Consider the following 21,444-nt stretch of genomic DNA (forward strand, 5'->3'; position numbering starts at 1 on the left):
AGGCTCAGGCCGCTACCGGCGTATAACCGGCTTCCTCGATCGCCTCGGCGAAGGACTGCGCCGGCAGGCTGCTGTCGATGACCACGCGCTTGTCGGCCACCGTGATATCGACCCGGGCATTGGCGTCCACGTCCTTGACGGCCTTGGTGATGACACCGGCGCAGTGGTTGCAGGTCATGTCGTTGACGGTAAAGGTGACGGGGGTGCTCATGGCATTTCCTTTCATGAAGTGATGGCAATGAGGGAAGCTTAAACCTTCCTACCGTGGCAAGGTCAAGCGCAAGAATTCACCATCCGTGCGAAAATCGGGCTTGACCTTACCATCATGGGAAGGATGAAGATGAAGGTATCCGATTCATCCTCCCGGAGTTCGCCATGAATGATTCCTCCACTCCCACGGCCGAGATCAGCCTCGATATCGAAGGCATGAGCTGCGCCTCGTGCGTGATGCGCGTCGAGAAAGCCCTGAAGAAAATCCCCGGCGTGACCGAGGTCAGCGTCAACCTGGCCACCGAACGCGCCAGCATCGCCACGGCCGACGCGGTCCCGCCTGCCACCCTGATCGCCGCCATCGAAAAAGCCGGCTACCAGGCCCGCGAACATCTGCCCGAACAGGCTAGCACCCCGCCCACCGGCCGTACCCTGCCCTCCTGGTGGCCGGTGGCGCTGGCGGCCGCGCTCTCGCTGCCGCTGGTGCTGCCCATGCTGCTGGCTCCGCTGGGCAGCAGCTGGAGCCTGCCGCCGCTGTGGCAATGGCTGCTGGCCACGCCCGTGCAGTTCTGGCTGGGCTGGCGCTTCTACCACGCCGGCTGGGGCGCGCTGCGCGCCCGCTCGGGCAATATGGACCTGCTGGTGGCGCTGGGGACCAGCGCCGCCTATGGCCTGTCGCTCTGGCAATGGTTGCGCATGCCGGCCATGGATGGCCATGCCATGGCGATGCCGCATCTCTACTTTGAAAGCTCGGCCGTGGTCATCACCCTGGTGTTGCTGGGCAAATGGCTGGAAGGCCGCGCCAAGCGCCAGACCGCCGACGCCATCGCCGCCCTCAATGCGCTGCGCCCGGACCGCGCCCGCGTGCGCCGCCACGGGCAGGATGTCGAGGTGCCGCTGGCCCAGGTGAAGGTGGGCGACCTGGTGGTGCTGCGCGCCGGTGAGCGGGTGCCGGTGGACGGCGTGGTGCGCGAGGGTCGCAGCCATCTGGACGAAGCCATGCTCACCGGCGAGAGCCGGCCGCAAGCCAAGGAGGTCGGCGACACCCTGTCGGCCGGTGCCATCAATGCCGAAGGCGTGCTGGTGTTCGAAACCACCGCCGTCGGTGCCGAGACCGTGCTGGCGCGCATCGTGCGCATGGTGGAGCAGGCCCAGGCCGCCAAGGCACCGATCCAGCGCCTGGTGGACAAGGTCAGCGCGGTCTTCGTGCCTGCCGTGCTGCTGCTGTCCCTGCTGACCTTCCTCGGCTGGGGCCTGGCGGCGGGTGACTGGGAACAGGCCCTGCTCAACGCGGTGGCGGTGATGGTGATCGCCTGCCCCTGCGCCCTGGGCCTGGCCACACCGACCGCCATCATGGCCGGTACCGGCGTGGCGGCGCGCCACGGCATCCTCATCAAGGATGCGCAGGCACTGGAAATCGCGCACCGGGTGGATGTGATCGCCTTCGACAAGACCGGCACCCTGACCCTGGGCCGGCCGCGCCTGACCGGACTGGAGGAAGGAGAAGGCACCGGCCCGTCCGGCAAGGCAGGGCTGCTGGCCCTGGCCGCTGCCCTGCAGGCGCGCAGCGAACATCCGCTGGCCCGCGCGGTGCTGGACGCTGCAGCGGCGGAACCTGGCCTGGCGACGCTGCAGGCCAACGATGTGCGCAGCGTTGCCGGCCTGGGTATCGAGGGCGAGGTCGAGGGTCACACGCTGTATCTGGGCAGCAGCCGCTGGATGCATCAACTGCAGGCATCGGCCCCGGCCTTGCAGGCGCGCGCAACGCAGTTGCAGGCACAGGGACGCACCCTGTCCTGGCTGGCGCAACGCGACGCGGAAGGCGTGGCGGTGCTGGGCCTGCTGGCCTTCGGCGACCAGATCAAGCCCGGCGCCCGGCAGGCCATCGCCACCCTGCACGCGCTGGGCATACGCACCGCCATGCTGAGCGGCGACAACCGGGGCGCCGCGCAACAGGTGGCCGATGTGCTGGGCATCCAGGATGTGCGCGCCGAAGTGCTGCCGGGCGACAAGGCCGCAGCGGTCACGGCCCTGCGCGAGCATGGCGCGCACGTGGTGGCGATGGTCGGCGACGGCATCAACGATGCGCCCGCGCTGGCGGCCGCCGACGTCGGCATCGCCATGTCCACCGGGACCGACGTGGCCATGCAGGCGGCCGGCGTGACGCTGATGCATGGCGACCCGGGACTCGCAGCGGACGCCATCGACATCTCCCGCCGCACCTACGGCAAGATCCGCCAGAACCTGTTCTGGGCCTTCATCTACAACCTGATCGGCATTCCGCTGGCGGCCTTCGGCCTGCTCAACCCCATGCTGGCGGGCGCGGCGATGGCCTTTTCCAGCGTCAGCGTGGTCAGCAATGCATTGCTACTGCGTCGCTGGCGGCCGCATCCACAGGATGTGCCGCAAAACCTGAGCAACGAGGGAACCCAGCCATGAATATCGGAGAAGCCGCCAGCGCCTCGGGCGTCTCGGCCAAGATGATCCGCCACTATGAAGAGACCGGGCTGATCCCGCGTGCCGGGCGCACCGATGCCGGTTACCGCGTCTATGGCGAGCGTGACGTGCACCTGCTGCGCTTCATCCGGCAGGCACGCCAGCTCGGGTTTTCCATGGCCCAGGTGAGCGACCTGATCGGGCTCTGGCTGGACCAGTCGCGCTCCAGCCGCAAGGTCAAGCAACTGGCACAGACCCACATCGGCGAACTGGACCAGCGCATCCGCGAACTGCAGACCATGAAGGCCACGCTGGAACGCCTGGCGCAGGATTGCCATGGCGACAGCCGTCCCGACTGCCCCATCCTCGATGCACTGGGCGGCCCGGGAGATTGCTGCGCCAGCCAGGGCTCACCGGCATGAGGGTGCTGCGCTGGGGCATCATCGGCTGCGGCGCCGTGACCGAACGCAAGAGCGGCCCGGCCTACCAGCGCACGCCCGGCTTCGCGCTGGCCGGCGTGATGCGACGGGATGGCGCGCTGGCGGCCGACTATGCGCACCGCCACGGTGTCGCGCGCTGGTTCGACGACGCCGATGCGCTCATCGGTGACCCCGACATCGACGCCGTCTACATCGCCACCCCGCCCGACAGCCACTGCCATTACGCCCTCAAGGTCGCCGCCGCCGGCAAACCCTGCTGTGTGGAAAAGCCCATGGCCCCGAGCCACGCGCAATGCCTGGAAATGCTGGCCGCCTTCGAACGGGCACAGCAGCCCTTGTTCGTGGCCTATTACCGGCGCTCGCTGCCACGCTTCGAACAAGTGCGCCAATGGCTGGCTGAAGGCCGCATCGGCACTGCGCGCCACATCCACTGGCAACTGGCGCGCCCAGCGGGGCCGGACGACCTGCAGCGACGCTACCGCTGGCGCACCGACGCCCGCATCGCCCCGGGGGGCTATTTCGACGACCTCGGCAGTCACGGGCTGAACCTGTTTTCGCACTTCTTCGGCGAAGTGGCGGAGGTATCCGGCAGCAGCAGCAACCAGCAGGGCCTATACAGCGCCTGCGATGCGGTGGCCGCAAGCTGGCGCTATCGCAGCGGCGTGACCGGCAGCGGCAGCTGGCATTTCGGCAGCTTCGAGCGCGCCGATCGGGTGGAGATCACGGGCAGCGCCGGCAAGATCGTTTTTTCGGTATTCGAGGAAGTGGCCCTGCAACTGCACACGGCCGATACCACGCTGCACCTGGAGGTCGCCAACCCCGACCCGATCCAGCTGCATCACGTCAGGAACATGCAGCTTCACCTGGACGGCGGTGCGCGCCATCCCTCCTGCGGCGACAGCGCCGCCCATACGGCCTGGATGATGGAAACCATCCTGCGGCCAAAATGACATAATGTCTGCGGCGTCGCCAACGGGGGGACCGACGGTGCCGCTGGCTGCGGGGATGATCGCGCTCGGATGCCACCCATCACTCAGCCATCACTCAGCCATCACTCACCAGAACACAGAAGAGGGAGACTGCTTGCCATGCCCCAGACCAATCATCTGAGTTTCGTCGACACCGACCAGTTGCGCATCGGCTTCGAAGTCAGCGGCCCGCCGGACGCCCCGCCGGTGGTCTTGCTGCATGGCTGGCCGGACGACGTGCGAACCTGGGATGCCCTGCTGCGTCCACTGCGTGCGGCCGGCTACCAGGTGATCCGCCCCTACCTGCGCGGCTACGGACCGACCCGCTTCCACGCCGACAGCACCCCGAGGAGCGGCCAGCTGGCCGCGCTGGGCAGTGACCTGATGGCCTTCGTCGACGCCCTCGGCCTGCAGCGTTACGCGCTCATCGGCCACGACTGGGGCGCCCGCGCCGCCTATATCGCCGCCTCGCAGACGCCCGAACGCATCAGCCACTGCATCGCCCTGTCGGTGGGCTGGGGGACCAACCGGCCGGACCAGAAACTGACGCTGCAACAATCGCGTAACTACTGGTACCACTGGTATTTCGCCACCGAACGCGGCGCGGCCGAACTGCGCGAGGACCGTCGGGCCTTCACGCGCTTCATGTGGCATAGCTGGTCACCGTCGTGGAAGTTTGCGGAGAGCGAATTCAACAATACCGCCGCCTCCTTCGACAATCCGGACTGGGTCGATATCTGCCTGCACTCCTACCGTCATCGCTGGGGCTTCGCCGAGGGTGACCCGACCTATGCCGCCCTGGAAGCCCGGCTGCAGGACACGCCGCGCATCATGGTGCCCACGCTGGTGCTGCATGGCGCCGAAGATGGCGCCAACGCCCCTGCTACCTCCGAGGGTCGGGACAAGTTCTTCGGCAAGGATTATCGGCGCGTGCTGATCCCGGGTGCCGGCCACTTCCCGCAGCGCGAACGACCGGACGAGGTCACCGAGGAAATCATGGCCTGGCTGGCACGCCCGGCCTGATCCACGGCCTCAGTGGCAGCCACCGCCGTGGCTGCCCAGATTGGCGGGCTTCATCTCGTCCGGCAGGCTGGCCAGCCCCTGCAGGATGCCGCAATCCCGCGCCGGCTGTTCCACTTCGCACTGGGCGCGCAACTGGTGCAGTTGCTCCTGCAGGGCCTGCAGTTGCACGATGCGCTGTGCCACGTGGCCGATGTGCTTGTCCAGCAGGGCATTGACCTCGCCGCAGTTCTGCTCGGGCGCATCGCGCAGGCGCAGCAGTTCGCGCACCTCGTCCAGCGTCATGTCCAGCGAACGGCAATGGCGGATAAATTGCAGGCGTTCGACGTGCCGCTCACCGTAGAGCCGATAGTTCGACGATGAACGCGTCGGCTCGGGCAGCAAGGCCTCTTTCTCGTAATAACGGATGGTTTCCACCGGGCAATCGGCCTGGGCGGCCAGTTCGCCTATCTTGAGCGTATCCATGCGATCCTCGCTTGACCTTGTAGTTACTTCAGGGTTTTTAATATACCCCTGAAACCCGTTGGCTGCACAAGGAGCAAGGCATGACCGGAACCCATCACAAGCACGCGCATGACCACCAGCACGATCATCACGACCACGACCATGACCGCCATCATGATCATGGGCAGCACCAGCACGCCCAGCCGCAAGCCTGCTGCGCCAGCCACGCCTGCGACAGTGCGGCAACGGTGGCGGCACCGCGCAAGCTGGACGGCGCGACCGAGCAAGCCGTCTTCTTCATTCAGAAGATGGACTGCCCGACTGAAGAAAAACTGATCCGTGAACGCCTCTCCAACATGAAGGGTGTAGGTACGCTGGAATTCAACCTGATCCAGCGTGAACTGACGGTGCAACACCAGTTGCCCTCCATCGAACCGCTGGTCGCGACCCTCAAGGCGCTGGACATGCTGCCGGCCGTGAAGTCCGATTCGCTGGACGCCGACGCCGGGGGCGACGCGCCCGACCAGGCGGCCGCCTACCGCATCCCGGCCCGGCGCTGGGCGCTGCTGGGTCTGGCCGGCGTGGCCGCGCTGGGCGCCGAGGTGCTGGCCTGGACCAGCGGCGACGAACGCTCGCTGCCGGTGATCGCGCTGGCGCTGGCGGCCATCCTGCTGGGCGGGCTGGGCACGCTCAAGAAGGGCTGGATCGCCCTGCGCAACTTCTCGCTGAACATGAATTTCCTGATGTCGCTGGCCGTCATCGGCGCCGCCGTGATCGGCCAGTGGCCGGAAGCGGCGGTGGTGATCGTGCTGTTCACCCTGGCCGAGATGATCGAGGCGCTGTCACTGGACCGCGCCCGCAACGCCATCGCCGGGCTGATGGCGATGACCCCGGACATGGCCACCGTGCGCAGCGCCGATGGCAGCTGGAACAGCGTGCCGGCCGCCAGCGTGGCCGTGGACGCCATGGTGCGCGTGGCCCCGGGCGAGCGCGTACCGCTCGATGGCCTGCTGGTCAGCGGCAGCACCAGCATCAACCAGGCGCCGATCACCGGCGAGAGCCTCCCGGTGGCCAAGCAGGTCAGCGATCCGGTCTTCGCCGGCACCATCAATGAACAGGGCGCCTTCGAGATGCGGGTCAGCGCCGCCCAGGCCGACTCCACCCTCTCGCGCATCGTCAGGAGCGTGCAGCAGGCCCAGGGCCAGCGCGCCCCGACCCAGCGCTTCGTGGACAACTTCGCGCGCTACTACATCCCGGCCGTGGTGGTGATGGCCGTGCTGGTGGCCCTGCTGCCGCCCTTGCTGGCCGGTGCGCCCTTCCAGCCGTGGCTGTACAAGGCGCTGGTGCTGCTGGTCATCGCCTGCCCTTGCGCGCTGGTCATTTCCACGCCAGTGACCATCGTCAGCGGGCTGGCCTCGGCGGCCCGGCACGGCATCCTGATCAAGGGCGGGGTCTACCTGGAACAGGGCCGACGCCTGCGCGCCCTGGCGGTGGACAAGACCGGTACCCTGACCTTCGGCAAGCCGCGCCTGACCGACGTGGTCTCGCTGCAGGCGGGTGCCGACCAGCAGGCCCTGCTGCAACTGGCGGTGTCGCTGGCGGCACGCTCGGACCACCCGGTCTCGCGTGCCATCGCCGTGCAGGAGGAGAGGCAAGAGGATAGGCAGGCGCTGGAGGTGCAGGACTTCGCCGCCCTGGCCGGACGCGGCGTGCAAGGCCGCATCGACGGGCAATTGCTGCACCTGGGCAACCACCGCCTGGTGCATGAACTGGGCCAGTGCAGCCCGGAACTGGAGGCGCGCCTGCAAGGCTTCGAAAAGCAGGGCAAGACCACCACCCTGCTCTGCCGCGACGGCCGCCCGGAACTGCTGATGGCGGTGGCCGACACGGTGCGCCCCAGCAGCCGCCAGGCGGTGAGTGCACTGCAGGCCATGGGTGTGCAGGTGGTCATGCTGACCGGGGACAACAGCCACACCGCCCAGGCAATTGCCGGGCAGACCGGCATCACCGATGTCCGTGGCGACCAGTTGCCGGAAGACAAGCTGCAGGCCATCGAGCAGCTGCGCCAGCGCCATGGCGAGCGCAGCGTGGGCATGGTCGGCGACGGCATCAACGATGCCCCGGCCCTGGCGCGCGCCGATATCGGCTTTGCCATGGGCGCCGCCGGTACCGACACCGCCCTGGAGACGGCCGATGTCGCCCTGATGGACGACGACCTGCGCAAGATCGCCGACTTCATCGGCCTCTCGCGCAAGGCCCATGCCGTACTGGTCCAGAACATCAGCATCGCCCTGGGCATCAAGGCGGTATTCCTGGTGCTGGCGCTACTGGGGATGAGCTCGCTGTGGATGGCCGTGTTCGCCGACATGGGCGCCAGCCTGATCGTGGTCTTCAACGGCCTGCGGCTGGTGCGCGGCTTGCGCCAGCGCAAACCGGCCGGTTGATCCACGGCCGGCACAGCGACTATACTGGCGCCCATGACGCTGCGCGCAAAAATCCTCCTGCTCTGGCTACTGGCGCTGGCGATTCCCCTCCAGGGTTTCGCCGCCGTGCTGCAGGCCTGCGCGCCGGCGATGCAGCCGCAACATCATGGTCAACACCACGCCGGTCAGGCCAGCGCTACTGCCATGACCGCCGAAGCCACCCCTGCCGATCCTGCCGACCAGGCTGCACAGCATCACGCTCACCATCACCCGATGGCGCAAACCCTGGCCGATAGCGATCCTCCACCGGCTTCCCCGCATGGCACGCAGCACGCCAACGCCTCCTGCAGCTTCTGCGCCGCCTGCACGGTGGGCGCCATCCTGCCGCTGGCGCTGGCGACCGTTCCCGCGCCCGATCTTCCCTCGCACGACTATCTCGTGCAGCCGGCTTCCGGCTTCGTCGGCTACCTGCCGGAAAACCCCGACCGTCCCCCTGCCCTCGCCTGATCCCGTCCCGCGCACGTCCGCGTGCGTGTGAGCTCTGCCCCGTTACGTGTCGCATCCTGCATGCCGCACGACGGATGACGATCATAATCAGACGAGGATTTCATGATCCCCCATGTTTCACGCCCCTTGCGGGCAGTCGCCGTGGCCGCCTGTGCCATGCTGGCCGGCTGCGCGCAGCTCTCGCCCGACGCCGGCTTCAACCGGCTGGCACAGACCAGCACCGAGCGCCTGGGCCAGGCGCCTGCCTGGAACCGCACGCCCGAACAAGGCCAGGCCAGCCAGGACCGTGTCACCCGGCTCTTGCAGGCCGATGGCAGCGCTGGCCCCGCGGCCAACCGACTGGCCAGTGCCGATGACGCGGTACAGATCGCCCTCATCAACAACCCCGAACTGCAGGCCGCCTTCGCCGAACTCGGCGTGGCAGAAGCCGATCTGGTCCAGGCCGGGCGCCTGCCCAACCCCGGCTTTTCCTTTGCCCGCACCCATGCCGGCGACGACATCAAGATCGAACGCAGCCTGTCGCTGGGCCTGATGCGCCTGCTGACCATGCCGGCCACCGCCCGCATCGAACAGCGCCGCTTCGAACAGGTCCGCCTGTCGCTGGCCGCACGCGTGCTGGCGCTGGCCGCACAAACCCGGCAGGCCTATTACCAGGCCGTGGCCGCGCAACAGGGCCTGACCTACCAGCAGCAGGTCGCCGACGCCGCCGACGCCGCGCACGAACTGGCCGCGCAGATGGCCCGCCTGGGCAACATCAGCAAACTGGACGCCGCCCGCGAGCAGTTCTTCTACGGCCAGGCGCAAGCCAACCTGGAACAGGCCCAGCGCCTGGCCGTGCAGGACAAGGAAACCCTGGCCCGCCTGCTAGGCCTGGCGCCCGACTTCGCCCTGCCGGCGCAACTGCCGGCCCTGCCCGCGCAACTGGATGCCCTGGGAGACGTCGAGCAGCAGGCATTGCAACAGCGCCTGGACGTACAGGCCGCCCGCATCGAACTGGAAGGCCTGCAAGGATCGCTGGGCCTGACCCGCGCCACGCGCCTGGTCAACGTCCTCGACCTGGGCGCGCTGCGCACGTCCGAAAGCGGCAAGCCGCCTGAAATCGGCTACCAGATCTCCATCGAGATCCCGCTCTTCGACTGGGGCCAGGCCCGCGTCGCCAAGGCCGAGGCGATCTACCTGCAAGGCGCCCACAAGCTGGCCGGTGCCGTGCTGGACGCCCGCGCCCAGGCGCGCCTGGCCTGGCGCCAACGACAGGATGCCTACGCCCTGGCACGACGCTATCGCGACCAGTTGCTGCCGCTGCGCCAGCGCATCGCCGAAGAAAACCTGCTGCGCTACAACGGCATGCTGCTGAGCGTCTTCGCGCTGCTGGCCGATGCCCGCGAACAGGCCAGCACCGTCAACGCCGCCATCGACGCCCAGCGCGATTTCTGGATCGCCGACGCCGCCCTGCAACTGGCCCTCAACGGCCGCCCCACCCAAGGAACAGAACCATGAACCCGAGCGACAAAGACCGCCGCCACTTCCTGCGCGGCGCCGCCCTGGCGGTGACGGCCGGCGCCGTCAGCCGCGTCGGCGCGGCCAGCCTGCCCGAGGCGGCGCTGCAGACCAGCGCCGCCACCCAGCCACCACTGCAACCGGCCACTGGCCGCCCCTATCAACCGGTGGTCACGCTCAACGGCTGGACCTTGCCCTGGCGCATGAAGAACGGCGTCAAGGAATTCCACCTGGTGGCCGAACCGGTAGTGCGTGAAATCGCCCCCGGCATGAAAGCCAATCTGTGGGGCTACAACGGCCAGAGCCCCGGCCCCACCATCGAAGTGGTGGAAGGCGACCGGGTGCGCATCTTCGTCACCAACAAGCTGCCCGAGGCGACCTCGGTGCACTGGCATGGCCAGCGCCTGCCCAACGGCATGGATGGTGTGTCCGGGCTGACCCAGCCAGCCATCCCGCCGGGCAAGACCTATGTCTATGAATTCACCGCCCGGCGCGCCGGTACCTTCATGTACCACCCGCATGCCGACGAGATGGTGCAGATGGCCATGGGCATGATGGGCTTCTGGGTCACCCATCCCAGGGACCCCGGCCAGATGCGGGTGGACCGCGACTTCGTGTTCCTGATGAATGCCTACGACATCGCACCCGGTGCGGCTGTCCCCAAGGTCAGCACCATGCTGGACTTCAATCTCTGGACCTGGAACAGCCGCGCCTTCCCCGGCATCGACCCGCTGGTGGTGCGGCAGAACGATCGCGTGCGCATCCGCGTGGGCAACCTGACCATGACCAACCACCCCCTGCACCTGCACGGTCACGAATTCAGCGTCACCGGCACCGACGGCGGCTGGGTGCCGCCCGCGGCACGCTGGCCCGAGGTCACCACCGACATCGCCGTGGGCCAGATGCGCGCCATCGAGTTCGATGCCACCGAGGAAGGCGACTGGGCGCTGCACTGTCACAAGGCCCACCACACCATGAACGCCATGGGTCACGACGTCCCGACCATGATCGGAGTGGACCAGTCACGGGTGGTCGAGAAGATCAGCAAGCTCATCCCCGACTACATGGCCATGGGTGACAAGGGAGGCTCGATGGACGGCATGGAGATGTCGCTGCCCGACAACACCTTGCCGATGATGACCGGGACCGGCCCCTACGGCCCCATCGAAATGGGCGGCATGTTCAGCACCGTCAAGGTACGCCGCCACCTGGCCCGCGACGATTACCGCGACCCCGGCTGGTACCGCGCCCCCAGCGGCACGGTCGCCCGCGAATGGCAGGGAGACATGCCCGAGGCCAGGCGCGCGGTCGGCAGCCATACCAAACCGGCAGCGCCGGCCACGCTGGACGTGGTCAAGCCGGGCGGGCACCACGGCCACTGAGCAAGCTACTGAACCAGCCCACCCAACAACTTCAGCTTTACACCATCAAGAAAGGAAGCATCATGTTACGCACCCTCCTCCTCACCCTGGCTCTCTCGCTGCCCGTGCTGGGCGTCCATGCCCAGGGCACGGCACCCAAGGTCGACGGCGAAATCCGCAAGGTCGATGCCGCTGCCGGCAAGCTCACCATCCGCCACGGCGACATCCCCAACCTGCAGATGTCCGGCATGACCATGGTCTTCAAGGCCGCGCCGGAAATCATCGGACGCGCCCATGAAGGCGAGAAGATCAGCTTCACCGCCGACCGCATCGATGGCGCGCTCACCGTCACCTCGCTGGAGAGCCGGAACTGATCGGCACCGACGGGTGCGGGGCGACGAACTGAAGGCGCAATGCCGGATGTAAATTTCGTCGCCCCGAGGGCCATTCCCCTGCGGCGTTGGCGTTATCATCGGTTTTTTTCCATAACAGGCCATCGCGCCGACACAACAGAGGAGACCCGGCATGCCCCAAGTGATCCAGCAAACGCCCTCGGCCTATGGCTATCCACTGCTGATCAAGCAATTGCTGCACAGCGCCCTGTCCACCGCCCCCGACCAGGAAATCATCTACGGCCAGCGCCGCCTCACCTATACCGGCTTCTACCAGCGGGTACAGCGGCTGGCCAATGTGCTCAAGGAAATGGGCGTCCAGGCCGGCAACACCGTGGCCGTGATGGACTGGGACAGCAACCGCTATCTCGAATGCTTCTTCGCCGTACCGATGATGGGATGCGTGCTGCAGACGGTCAACGTGCGCCTGTCGCCGGAGCAGATCGCCTATACCCTCAACCATGCGCAGGCTGACGTGCTGCTGGTCAATTCCGACTTCATGCCGGTGCTCAAGCAGATCCGCGGCGAACTCACCACGCTGACCCGCTGCGTACTGCTCACCGACGACGACACCCCCTGCCCGCGCGGCCCCGGCTTTGCCGGCGAATATGAAGAACTGCTGGCCCAGGCCGAGGCCAGCTACAGCTTCCCCGACTTCAACGAAAACGCCCGCGCCACCACCTTCTACACCACCGGCACCACCGGCCTGCCCAAGGGCGTCTACTTCAGCCACCGGCAACTGGTCCTGCACACCCTGGGCACCACCGCAGGCCTGGCACTGGCCCCGCAGCAAGGCCGCCTGCACCGCGACGACGTCTACATGCCACTGACCCCGATGTTCCACGTCCACGCATGGGGCCTGCCCTATGTCGCGACCATGGCCGGCGTCAAGCAGGTCTACCCTGGCCGCTACGTCCCCGACACCATCTGCCGCCTGATCCGCGAAGAAAAGGTCACCTTCTCGCATTGCGTACCGACCATCCTGCAGATGATCCTGTCATCGGAACAGGCCCGCCATACCGACCTCACCGGCTGGAAGATGATCATCGGCGGCTCCGCCATGACCGGCGCCCTGGCCAAGGCTGCGCTGGAGCGCGGCCTTGACGTCTTCACCGGCTACGGCATGTCCGAGACCTGCCCGGTCCTGACCCTGGCCCAGGTCGCCACTGCCGACCTTGGCAGCGACCGCGAAACCGCCCTGCGCCTGAAGACCGGCCGCCCGCTGCCCCTGGTGGCCTTACGCACGGTCGATGGCGAGATGAACGACTGCCCGCACGACGGCAAGAGCACGGGAGAAGTCATCGTCCGCGCCCCCTGGCTGACCCAGGGCTACCTGCACCAGCCCGAAGCCTCGGAAGACCTCTGGCACGGTGGCTGGCTGCACACCCAGGACATTGGCCACATCGACGCCGAAGGCTACCTGCAGGTCACCGACCGCATCAAGGACGTCATCAAGACCGGAGGCGAATGGGTATCGTCACTCCAGATCGAAGACATCATCGCCCGCCACCCTGCCGTCGCCGAAACCGCGGTCATCGGCATCCAGGACGGCAAATGGGGCGAGCGCCCGATCGCCCTGGTGGTATTGAAAAAAGACAGCACAGGCGTGAATGAAGAAGACATCCGCCGCCACGTCATGGCCGCTGCCGAAGCCGGCACCATCTCCCGCTACGGCGTACCTGACCGCGTCCAGTTCGTCACCGAACTGGCCCGCACCAGCGTAGGCAAGCTGAACAAGCGCGTCATGCGCGAGCAGTATCCGGCAACGGGAAAATGAAGAGAAGAAAGCGGGAGCAGTGATTTCACAAAGATGACCAAGAACGCGAGGCCGAAGGCGAGAGTTCAGCGCGAAGCCGAAGGCGAGCAACACACCGCGATGCCGAAGGCGAGCCGGTCACGCTTTCCCCCTTGGGAGCCAGCCGCCGCAGTGAAACAAAAAGTGGATCAGAAAAATAGTGGGAGCGAAGCGACTCTATTTTTCCCACTTTTTGTTTCACTGTGGCGGGAACCCTCCGCAGGAGGGCTGGCTCTTGGGGGCCGTTTTCTTTGCTTACTTTCTTTGGCGGGCCAAAGAAAGTGAGCGGCTGCCGGGCCGCCCCCGGCGCTCCCCTGCGACCGGAGAGAGAAAAAATTAAGTCAGTGCGCAGAACAGCACACCGTGCAGACTACCCTAGCCCACTCCACAACCCACCTAAAACACAAACCGAAGCACAAAACAAAAACGCCGCCCAGCCCAAGCCAGACGGCGTCCAAGTTCAATACAGCAAGGATCAGTTGAAGATCACGGTCTTATGCCCATTGAGCAGAATCCGATGCTCGGTAAACCACTTCACAGCCCGCGCCAACACCACACACTCGATATCGCGCCCGATGGCAGTCAGCGTATCCGGCCCCATGGAGTGATCCACCCGCTCCACCCCTTGCTCGATGATCGGACCTTCATCCAGATCACCGGTGACAAAGTGCGCAGTCGCCCCAATCAGCTTCACCCCCCGATCATGGGCCTGATAATAAGGCTTGGCCCCCTTGAAACTCGGCAGGAAGGAATGGTGGATATTGATCGCCCGTCCACGCAAAGCCTCGCACATCTCAGGCGAGAGAATCTGCATATAACGCGCCAGCACCACCAGATCGATCTGGTTCGCATCCACGATCTCCATGATCCGCTGCTCCTGCGCCCGCTTCACCTCAGCCGGCGCACCGGTAGCCAACGGCAGATGATGGAAAGGAATGTTATAGCTCGCCGCCAGCTGATAGAAATCCGTATGGTTCGACACGATCGCCGGAATCTCCACCGGCAGCAGGCCACTCTTGTAGCGGAACAGCAGATCGTTCAGACAATGCCCGATCTTGGACACCATCAGCATCACACGCGGCTTCTTGCCCGCATCATGCAACTGCCAGTTCATCTGCAGCGCATCCCCCAGCACGCCGAAATCGGCCCGCAGCGCCGCATCCGACACCGCCGCATCCTCCGAAGAGAAATGCACGCGCATGAAGAAAAGCCGGGATTGCGCATCGCCAAACTGCGCCGAATCGATGATGTTACAGCCGTGATCGGCCAGGAAGCCCGAGACGCGATGCACGATGCCGCGCTGGTCCAGGCAGGACAAGGTAAGGATGTATTCCGGGTGAGCCATGAGAATGTACTGAAAAGCGCCAGCGTCCCCACAGGTAACGCCGGGTTGGCGTCACCACCGGCCTGGCAGGCCGGCTAAAAGGACGAAAGGCGCTATTGTCGCACGGCCGGGCGACGCGGACAAATCCCGCGCCATGGAGAAACGCCGTGCACACGACACGGCGAGCCAATGACACCGAAATCGGCGCAATTGACCGTCAAAGCCCCCAGATGGCGACACAGACAAGCAGGTTTCCAAAAAGAAACCCGGCCACCCCATCGCCCACGCCACTACGCCAGCCCATCCCCGGACGGCGGCCGGTGCGCCGCACCCGCCACCACCCGCAGTGGCTCTCAGGCAGTCTTCTGCAGCAGATCCTTCTGCTCGTGCCCGCCACCGACCTGCAGATCGCCCGCCAACTGGCCACCCTCTTCGATGACCAGCTTGCCGTAGCGGATCTTGCCGGTAACCTTGCCGCTGGAATAGATGACCAGCTTCTGGCGCACCGTCAGGTCGCCGTCGAACTCGCCCCGGATCTCGGCCAGGTCGATCTCGGCCGAGCCCTTGAAGGCGCCACGTTCGGCGATCTGCACCACGCGACAATTGATGGTGGCCTGCACCTTGCCTTCCACCACCAGGGTGTCGCAGTCCTCGATCTCGCCCTTGACCTTGATATTGGGGCCGACGGTGAGCTTGCTGCCGGTCTCCTCGGTCGCCGCAGGCGCGCTGCCGGTGGTGCTGGACACGGAAGAGGGATACTGATTGGGTTTATTGACGCTGGTCACATTGCCGCCTGTAGAAGAAGAGACGCTATTGCCCGCACTGCTGAACGGGGAGTTGGTCGAGCTGGTTTCGCGTTTGCCGAAGAGGGATTCCGAGCGAAGCATGTGATCTCCTGAAATGGTAGTGCCTGAAGCAAAAAAAATGACACGCGTCATGACGCGCGAAGAAGAGCATGCGCAAGTGCGCACGCGAACGTAGCGTTGCCCCGGGTGACCGGCTGCAGATATCCGGGGGTTCGGCGGATATCCGGGCAGGTGATCAGCGACAGGACGCCACGCCCACAGGTCGAACCCTCCCGCAGCGATCGTCACGGTCGAGGACCGGGATGCGCCACCTGGAAGCGATGCCGCAGGGCATTGTCCGGGAGGAAACCTGTGCGGTTCGGCAGGATGCCTTTTGCAAAGTTCACGATAATTTTGTAACAGCGAAGAAGCCTTTCTCCGCAATGAATACAGGGCAAATTATTTATATTTTGAAGCGCCTTGTAACTAAAAAAAATGTAACAGTTACCTTCAACACCGCGTCGCCTGCAGGCGACACCAATCCTTCTGCAATCCGCTCTGGACGCGACTCCCAAGGCCATCCACATTTTTCCAAAAGGGCCTTTCAGATGCAGATACGCATCCCGAAAACTTAGTCTTTCAGATGCTCTGCATTCTCTACCTTTCCCGCTCCACGGGGCTGGCACGGATGGAGAAATCCACCATCCGCAGCCGCAAGAAGAGCAAAGAAGAGATGCAGAGGCAGGCGATACAACGCGGAGAAAAAAGCGCCTGGATGTGAGCCGATGTAAGCGATGAAAATGAATGTCATCGCGCCAGCACATCCGGGTCAGCCGATTTATGATGATGTCCTTTGACGATGTGCACGCTGCGCGCCCAGGCATCCGCCTGCCCTGCCGTAGCTGTCCCGCTGCCCTGATCACACCATGAGCCACGAACAGATCCCCTCGCCGGAATCGCTGGATTCCTTTGGCGCCCAACTTTTCCCGGCCCGGCGCGACTCCGCCGCAGCACGGGCGGTGGCCACACTGATCGCCGTCATCAGCTGGTTCGCCTTCGTGGCGCAGACCGATATCACCATCGGCCGCCTGCTGGCACGCGGCGGCGGCGTGCTCGATGGGCTGGACCGGCTGACCATGTACCTGACCAACCTCACCATCCTGATGAGCGCGCTGTGCTTTACCTCGCTGGCGTTTTCGCTGAAGACACCCCTGAGCCGCTTCTTCCGGCAGCCTTCGGTGATCTCGGCGGTGGTGGCCTATCTGGCCTTCGTGGGGATTGCGTACAACCTCTTGTTGCGTCATCTATGGACGCCGACGGGTTTTCGTACGCTGGTCAATGAGAGCCTGCATACGGTGGTGCCGCTGCTGGCCATTGCCTACTGGATCTTCTTCGTGCCGGTGTTCCGGACCTCGCTGCGCAAGTCCCTGCTGTGGCTGGTGTACCCGCTGGGTTACCTGTTGCTCACGCTATGGCGCGGGGCCTTGTCGGGCTTCTATCCCTACCCCTTCATCGACGTCAATGCCCTGGGCTATCCGCGCGTGCTGCTCAACGCCAGCCTGCTGCTGGCCAGCTTCATCGCACTGATGGGCTTGTTCATCGCCGTGAACCGATCCGGCAAACCGGTCCTGCATCGACGATAGTGCAAACCATCACCTACACGATGGGCGCAGTGATGGCCAGCAGCAGCATGAACAACATGGAGACGATGAAGCCGGTGGCAATGAACAGGTATTGAAAAGCTTTGAGCAAAATGATCCCCTCGACGAACTGATCCGCAGCGACCCGGGCGCCACGGCCCATCCCCTGGCCCGTCGCCCTGTCCAGCCCGGTTGCCGGGCCATGCTGCGCGTGGAGCGCAGCCGGATACATCGTGTGATTGTAGAGGCATCCGGTCGTACGCCCGGCATCCTACCCTTTCCTTTACGCAATTTTTCATTGTCTCTTGGTGCAGGTTTCTTCACATTTTTAGCGTGAAACTTGCTCGATCAGGCAAAAGGACACATCCTTGTCATACGGTCGCGCTAAGCTCGCCCCGCAACGCGCCAACCCACAACAATATCCGACAGGAAACTCATCCATGAGCCAGCACGACGACGACATCGCCGGCAGTCAGCCCGCGTCCGAAGATTCCTTAACGACTTCCCCCCATCCCGGCCGCCGCCGCTTCCTGGGCGGCATGGCCGCGCTGGGTGCCGGCAGCGCGCTGGCCGCCTGCGCCACCGAGGGCCAGGGTCCGGGCCCGGTGCCCTACCCCAGCGGCAATCCGGCCGATGCCGCGGCACTGGACCGCGCCCTGCGCGATAACGTCAAGACCGTCGTGGTCATCTACGCCGAAAACCGCAGCTTCAACAATCTCTTCGCCGATTTCCCCGGCCTGGAAAAGCCGCTGTCCTCGGTCAAGGCCTCCGATTACCAGCAACGCGACCGCGACGGCAGCCTGCTCAAGCAATTGCCCCCGGTCTGGAGCGGCGTGGTGATCCAGGAGCAGAGCATCGAAGGCGTGACCTACCCGGCCGGCAAGCAATACCAGAGCGACCTGCCCAATGCGCCCTTCGCGCTCAAGGGACCGCAAGGCGAAGCCCTGCCGCTGGGCCTGGTCACGCGTGACCTGTGGCACGTGTTCTACCAGAACCAGATGCAGATCAACGGCGGCAAGAATGACGGTTTCGTGGCCTGGGCCGACTCCGGTGGCCTGACCATGGGGCATTACGCCGACACCCGCTACAACCTGCGCCTGTGGGACGTGGCACGCGAGTTCGTGCTGTGCGACAACTTCTTCCAGGGCGCCTTCGGCGGCTCCTTCCTGAACCACCAATACCTGATCTGCGCCGCCCCGCCCTACTATCCGGATGTGATGAATTCGGTCTCGCGCACCCAGGTGGCCAAGACCCGCAACAACGATCCGCTCTCACCGGAACTGGTACCGGCCGAAAACAGCCCGGCCAGCGCCCTGCAAGGCCCGCCCAAGTTCGGCCCCAGTGCGCTCACCCCGGACGGCTACGCGGTCAACACTATGGCCCCACCCTATTGGCCGACCTGGAGCCGCGACCGCAACAACCCGGCCTATGCCGAACCCAACCAGCCCAGCGTGCTGGTGCCGCAGGTGCACGAGCACATCGGCGACAAACTCAACAAGAAGGGCATCGACTGGGCCTGGTATGCCGGCGCCTGGCAGGCCACGCTGGACGAGTTCAAGGACTCCAAGGGCATTCCCAAGATTCCCAATTTCCAGTACCACCACCAGCCCTTCAACTACTTCAAAAACCTGGGCCCGGACAATCCGGCCGAGCGCAACAAGCGCCTGCGTGACGGTGGCCTGGGCGACGAATCGCGGACCAACCGCTTCCTGGCCGATGTCGAAGCCGGCCGTCTGCCACCGGTGACCTTCTACAAGCCCCAGGGCAACCTCAACCTGCACGCCGGCTATGCCGACATCGCCTCCGGCGACCGTCACATCGCGCACATCATCAAGAGCCTGCAGGCCAGCCCGCAGTGGAAGAACATGGTGGTGGTGATCACCTTCGACGAGAACGGCGGCTGGTGGGATCACGTGGCCCCGCCCAAGGGCGACCGCTGGGGTCCGGGCACCCGCGTACCGGCACTGGTGGTCTCGCCCTTCGCCCGCAAGGGGACGGTGGACCACACCATCTACGACACTGCCTCCATCCTGCGCCTGATCACCCGCACCTTCGGCCTGGAAAAGCTGGACGGTATCAAGCAGCGCGACGACGCCATGATCACGCGCGGCCAGCAGCCCATGGGTGACCTGACCAACGCCCTGCAGTTCAAGGCCTGATCCGCCGCGACTGTTTTTTCGCTGATCGCCGGCAAGTCAACGCCGCCCCAGGGTCCACCTGCGGCGGCGTTGTCGTTCTGGCGGTTCTTGCAGGATTCAGGGGGCTGCCACAACATAAAAAAGAGCCGAGGCAAGCGCCATGCCGAGCTTCGACCATTTATATCATATTGTGATATATTGCAGGCCTATCCCTTTGCGCTGGCTGGCCTGCACTCGCAGTGAGTCCGGCAGGCAGCGCCCCATCCTGACTCCGGCATGAAACACAAACGCGACTACACCGCCGACCGGCGGCTCCCCTACCTGTGCGCCATCGCACTGCTGATCGGCGCCCTCTCCACCGGCGCTGCCTGGCTGCTGCTGAAGCTCATTGCGCTCTTCACCAACCTGTTCTACTTCCAGCGCCTGTCCTTTGCGGCCAGTTCCCCGGCCTCGCATACGCTGGGCTGGATCGCCGCGCTGCTGCCGGTGGCGGGCGGCCTGATCGTCGGCCTGATGGCCCGATATGGTAGTGACAAGATCCGCGGCCACGGCATCCCTGAAGCCATCGAGGCCATCCTCTTCGGCAAGAGCCGTATGTCCCCCAGGGTGGCCGTACTCAAGCCCTTGTCCTCGGGCATCGTCATCGGCAGCGGCGGTCCGTTCGGCGCCGAAGGGCCGATCATCATGACCGGCGGCTCGGTCGGTTCGCTGCTGGGGCAACGGCTGCACCTGACGGCGGCCGAGCGCAAGACCTTGCTGGTCTGCGGCGCCTGCGCGGGCATGACGGCAATCTTCGGCACGCCGCTGGCGGCGGTGTTGCTGGCGGTGGAGCTGCTGCTGTTCGAACTGCGCCCGCGCAGTCTGTTACCGGTGGCGCTGGCCTGCGCGGTGGCCGGCTTCCTGCGGCCCTGGGTGCTGGAGGCGGATGTGCTGTTCCCGCTGCAGGTGGCCGCGCCGGCCCCGATGGCCCTGCTCTCCTGCCTGGCCGCCGGCCTGGCCAGTGGCAGCCTGGCGGCGCTGCTGACGCTGGCGCTGTATCGCATCGAGGACGGTTTCCATCGCCTGCCGCTGCACTGGATGTGGTGGCCGGCGCTGGGCGGCATCGCCGTCGGCCTGGGCGGGCTGCTGCAGCCGCGTGCGCTGGGCGTGGGCTATGACGTCATCGCCGACCTGCTGAACCAGCACATCCTGGTCTCGGCGGCAGTAGCGCTGCTGGTGGTCAAGGCGGTGATCTGGTTGCTGGCGCTGGGCTCGGGGACCTCGGGCGGGGTATTGGCGCCGCTGCTGATGATGGGTGCCGGCCTGGGGCTGGTGCTGGCCCCGTGGCTGCCGGGCGGCTCCCCCGGACTGTGGCCGCTGGTGTGCATGGCCGGTGTGCTGGGCAGCGTACTGGGTGCACCCCTTACCGCCATCGTCTTCGCCTTCGGCCTGACCCATGCCAGCAATGCCCTGCTGCCCTTGATCGCCACCACCGCCGTCGCCTATGGGGTCAACGTACTGTGGATGAAACGCTCCATCATGACCGAGAAGATTGCTCGCCGCGGCCTGCACGTGCACCGCGAATACGGCGTCGATCCGCTGGAGCGCGTGCATGTGGAAGACCTGATGTCCGCCCCGCAGACGCTGGATGCGTGCCTGCCGGCCGGCGCCGCGCTGGCGCAATGCCGTGCTGGCACCCACGTACATCGCTACTATCCGGTGACCCATGGACGTCAACTGCTGGGCATGCTGGCCCTGCGCACGCTGGAGGCGGCCGACCCGGCCCAGGTCTGCGGCCTGCTGCTGGAACCGGATCGCGGCTATCTGCTGCCGCACCTGAGCGCCCGCACTGCCGCCGGCATGATGGCGCGGCTGGGCGTGGCGCGCCTGCCGGTAGTGGCCGGCCCGGAACGCCGGCAACTGGTGGGGATGCTTTCCCTGTCCGATCTGGCGCGCGCCAGCGCCGCCCATGCGGAGGAAGAATCGGTGCGGGAAAAACTGCTGGGCAACTAGGGCCTGTTCACATTTAATCTGCGAGATGCGTTGGCGCCAGAAGGCGTGGTGGCAAGGCGCGCGTCAGGGCTG

18 protein-coding genes are annotated in these 21,444 nt (G+C 65.7%); 14 read left to right on the top strand and 4 right to left on the bottom strand.

Going from position 1 to position 21,444, the window contains the following annotated elements; translation table 11 throughout:
* Positions 1 to 4 precede the first annotated feature (4 nt).
* Positions 5 to 211: a heavy-metal-associated domain-containing protein gene (locus HWE04_RS15020; protein WP_241812877.1), complete on the bottom strand. Its 207-nt coding sequence runs from the start codon at positions 209 to 211 to the stop codon at positions 5 to 7.
* Between the two features lie 164 nt (positions 212 to 375).
* Here HWE04_RS15020 and HWE04_RS15025 point away from each other — a divergent pair, with 164 nt between their 5' ends.
* The 4 genes from HWE04_RS15025 to HWE04_RS15040 all read left to right on the top strand — a co-directional run bounded on the left by HWE04_RS15025 (position 376) and on the right by HWE04_RS15040 (position 5,077).
* Positions 376 to 2,649, top strand: a complete 2,274-nt coding sequence (locus HWE04_RS15025; RefSeq protein ID WP_241812878.1) for a heavy metal translocating P-type ATPase — start codon at positions 376 to 378, stop codon at positions 2,647 to 2,649.
* Positions 2,646 to 3,068 (top strand): Cu(I)-responsive transcriptional regulator, encoded by a 423-nt coding sequence (gene cueR / locus HWE04_RS15030; protein ID WP_241812879.1) that lies wholly within the window; start codon positions 2,646 to 2,648, stop codon positions 3,066 to 3,068. The genes HWE04_RS15025 and cueR overlap by 4 nt, the downstream gene beginning before the upstream one ends.
* A complete protein-coding gene (locus HWE04_RS15035) occupies positions 3,065 to 4,036 on the top strand; it encodes a Gfo/Idh/MocA family protein (RefSeq protein WP_241812880.1) in 972 nt (323 codons plus the stop codon). The genes cueR and HWE04_RS15035 overlap by 4 nt, the downstream gene beginning before the upstream one ends.
* 138 nt (positions 4,037 to 4,174) lie before the next feature.
* A complete protein-coding gene (locus HWE04_RS15040) occupies positions 4,175 to 5,077 on the top strand; it encodes an alpha/beta fold hydrolase (protein WP_241812882.1) in 903 nt (300 codons plus the stop codon).
* Positions 5,078 to 5,086: 9 nt separating this feature from the next.
* On the opposite strand, the gene cadR is transcribed toward HWE04_RS15040, so the two are convergent.
* Positions 5,087 to 5,539 (bottom strand): Cd(II)/Pb(II)-responsive transcriptional regulator, encoded by a 453-nt coding sequence (gene cadR, locus HWE04_RS15045; protein WP_077235054.1) that lies wholly within the window; start codon positions 5,537 to 5,539, stop codon positions 5,087 to 5,089.
* An 80-nt stretch (positions 5,540 to 5,619) separates the two neighbouring features.
* Here cadR and HWE04_RS15050 point away from each other — a divergent pair, with 80 nt between their 5' ends.
* The 6 genes from HWE04_RS15050 (at position 5,620) to HWE04_RS15075 (ending at position 13,475) form a co-directional block, all read left to right on the top strand.
* Positions 5,620 to 7,962, top strand: coding sequence for a heavy metal translocating P-type ATPase (locus HWE04_RS15050; protein WP_241812883.1), 2,343 nt, complete (start codon positions 5,620 to 5,622; stop codon positions 7,960 to 7,962).
* 33 nt (positions 7,963 to 7,995) lie between these two features.
* A complete protein-coding gene (locus tag HWE04_RS15055; RefSeq protein WP_241812885.1) occupies positions 7,996 to 8,448 on the top strand; it encodes a hypothetical protein in 453 nt (150 codons plus the stop codon).
* Positions 8,449 to 8,550: 102 nt separating this feature from the next.
* Complete coding sequence (locus tag HWE04_RS15060; RefSeq protein ID WP_241812886.1) at positions 8,551 to 9,945, top strand: TolC family protein; 1,395 nt, start codon at positions 8,551 to 8,553, stop codon at positions 9,943 to 9,945.
* The gene (locus HWE04_RS15065; protein ID WP_241812888.1) at positions 9,942 to 11,327 is read left to right on the top strand and encodes a multicopper oxidase family protein; all 1,386 of its coding nucleotides are present in this window, start codon (positions 9,942 to 9,944) and stop codon (positions 11,325 to 11,327) included. The genes HWE04_RS15060 and HWE04_RS15065 overlap by 4 nt, the downstream gene beginning before the upstream one ends.
* Positions 11,328 to 11,389: 62 nt before the next feature.
* Entirely contained in the window at positions 11,390 to 11,680 is a 291-nt protein-coding gene (locus HWE04_RS15070; RefSeq protein ID WP_077235049.1) for a copper-binding protein, read from the top strand.
* 151 nt (positions 11,681 to 11,831) lie between these two features.
* Positions 11,832 to 13,475: a fatty acid--CoA ligase gene (locus HWE04_RS15075; RefSeq protein WP_241812889.1), complete on the top strand. Its 1,644-nt coding sequence runs from the start codon at positions 11,832 to 11,834 to the stop codon at positions 13,473 to 13,475.
* Positions 13,476 to 13,968: 493 nt separating this feature from the next.
* On the opposite strand, the gene purU is transcribed toward HWE04_RS15075, so the two are convergent.
* Positions 13,969 to 14,838, bottom strand: a complete 870-nt coding sequence (gene purU, locus HWE04_RS15080) for a formyltetrahydrofolate deformylase (RefSeq protein WP_077235047.1) — start codon at positions 14,836 to 14,838, stop codon at positions 13,969 to 13,971.
* A 332-nt stretch (positions 14,839 to 15,170) separates the two neighbouring features.
* On the bottom strand, positions 15,171 to 15,704 hold the full coding sequence (locus HWE04_RS15085) for a bactofilin family protein (RefSeq protein WP_182994438.1): 534 nt from the start codon (positions 15,702 to 15,704) through the stop codon (positions 15,171 to 15,173).
* A gap of 221 nt (positions 15,705 to 15,925) precedes the next feature.
* Between HWE04_RS15085 and HWE04_RS15090 the strand changes: the two genes are divergently transcribed.
* From HWE04_RS15090 to HWE04_RS15105, 4 genes are all read left to right on the top strand, one after another.
* Positions 15,926 to 16,237 carry a hypothetical protein gene (locus HWE04_RS15090; RefSeq protein ID WP_241812891.1) on the top strand — a complete coding sequence of 104 codons (312 nt, stop codon included), beginning with the start codon at positions 15,926 to 15,928 and terminating at the stop codon, positions 16,235 to 16,237.
* Between the two features lie 291 nt (positions 16,238 to 16,528).
* Complete coding sequence (locus tag HWE04_RS15095; RefSeq protein ID WP_241812892.1) at positions 16,529 to 17,245, top strand: Pr6Pr family membrane protein; 717 nt, start codon at positions 16,529 to 16,531, stop codon at positions 17,243 to 17,245.
* Positions 17,246 to 17,682: 437 nt separating this feature from the next.
* Positions 17,683 to 19,401 (top strand): acid phosphatase, encoded by a 1,719-nt coding sequence (locus HWE04_RS15100; RefSeq protein WP_241812893.1) that lies wholly within the window; start codon positions 17,683 to 17,685, stop codon positions 19,399 to 19,401.
* 255 nt (positions 19,402 to 19,656) lie between these two features.
* Positions 19,657 to 21,372, top strand: a complete 1,716-nt coding sequence (locus tag HWE04_RS15105; RefSeq protein ID WP_241812894.1) for a chloride channel protein — start codon at positions 19,657 to 19,659, stop codon at positions 21,370 to 21,372.
* Positions 21,373 to 21,444 lie beyond the last annotated feature (72 nt).

Origin of the sequence: Herbaspirillum sp. C7C2 (assembly GCF_022627865.1) — a bacterium.
Taxonomy (GTDB): Bacteria; Pseudomonadota; Gammaproteobacteria; order Burkholderiales; family Burkholderiaceae_D; genus Herbaspirillum; species Herbaspirillum frisingense.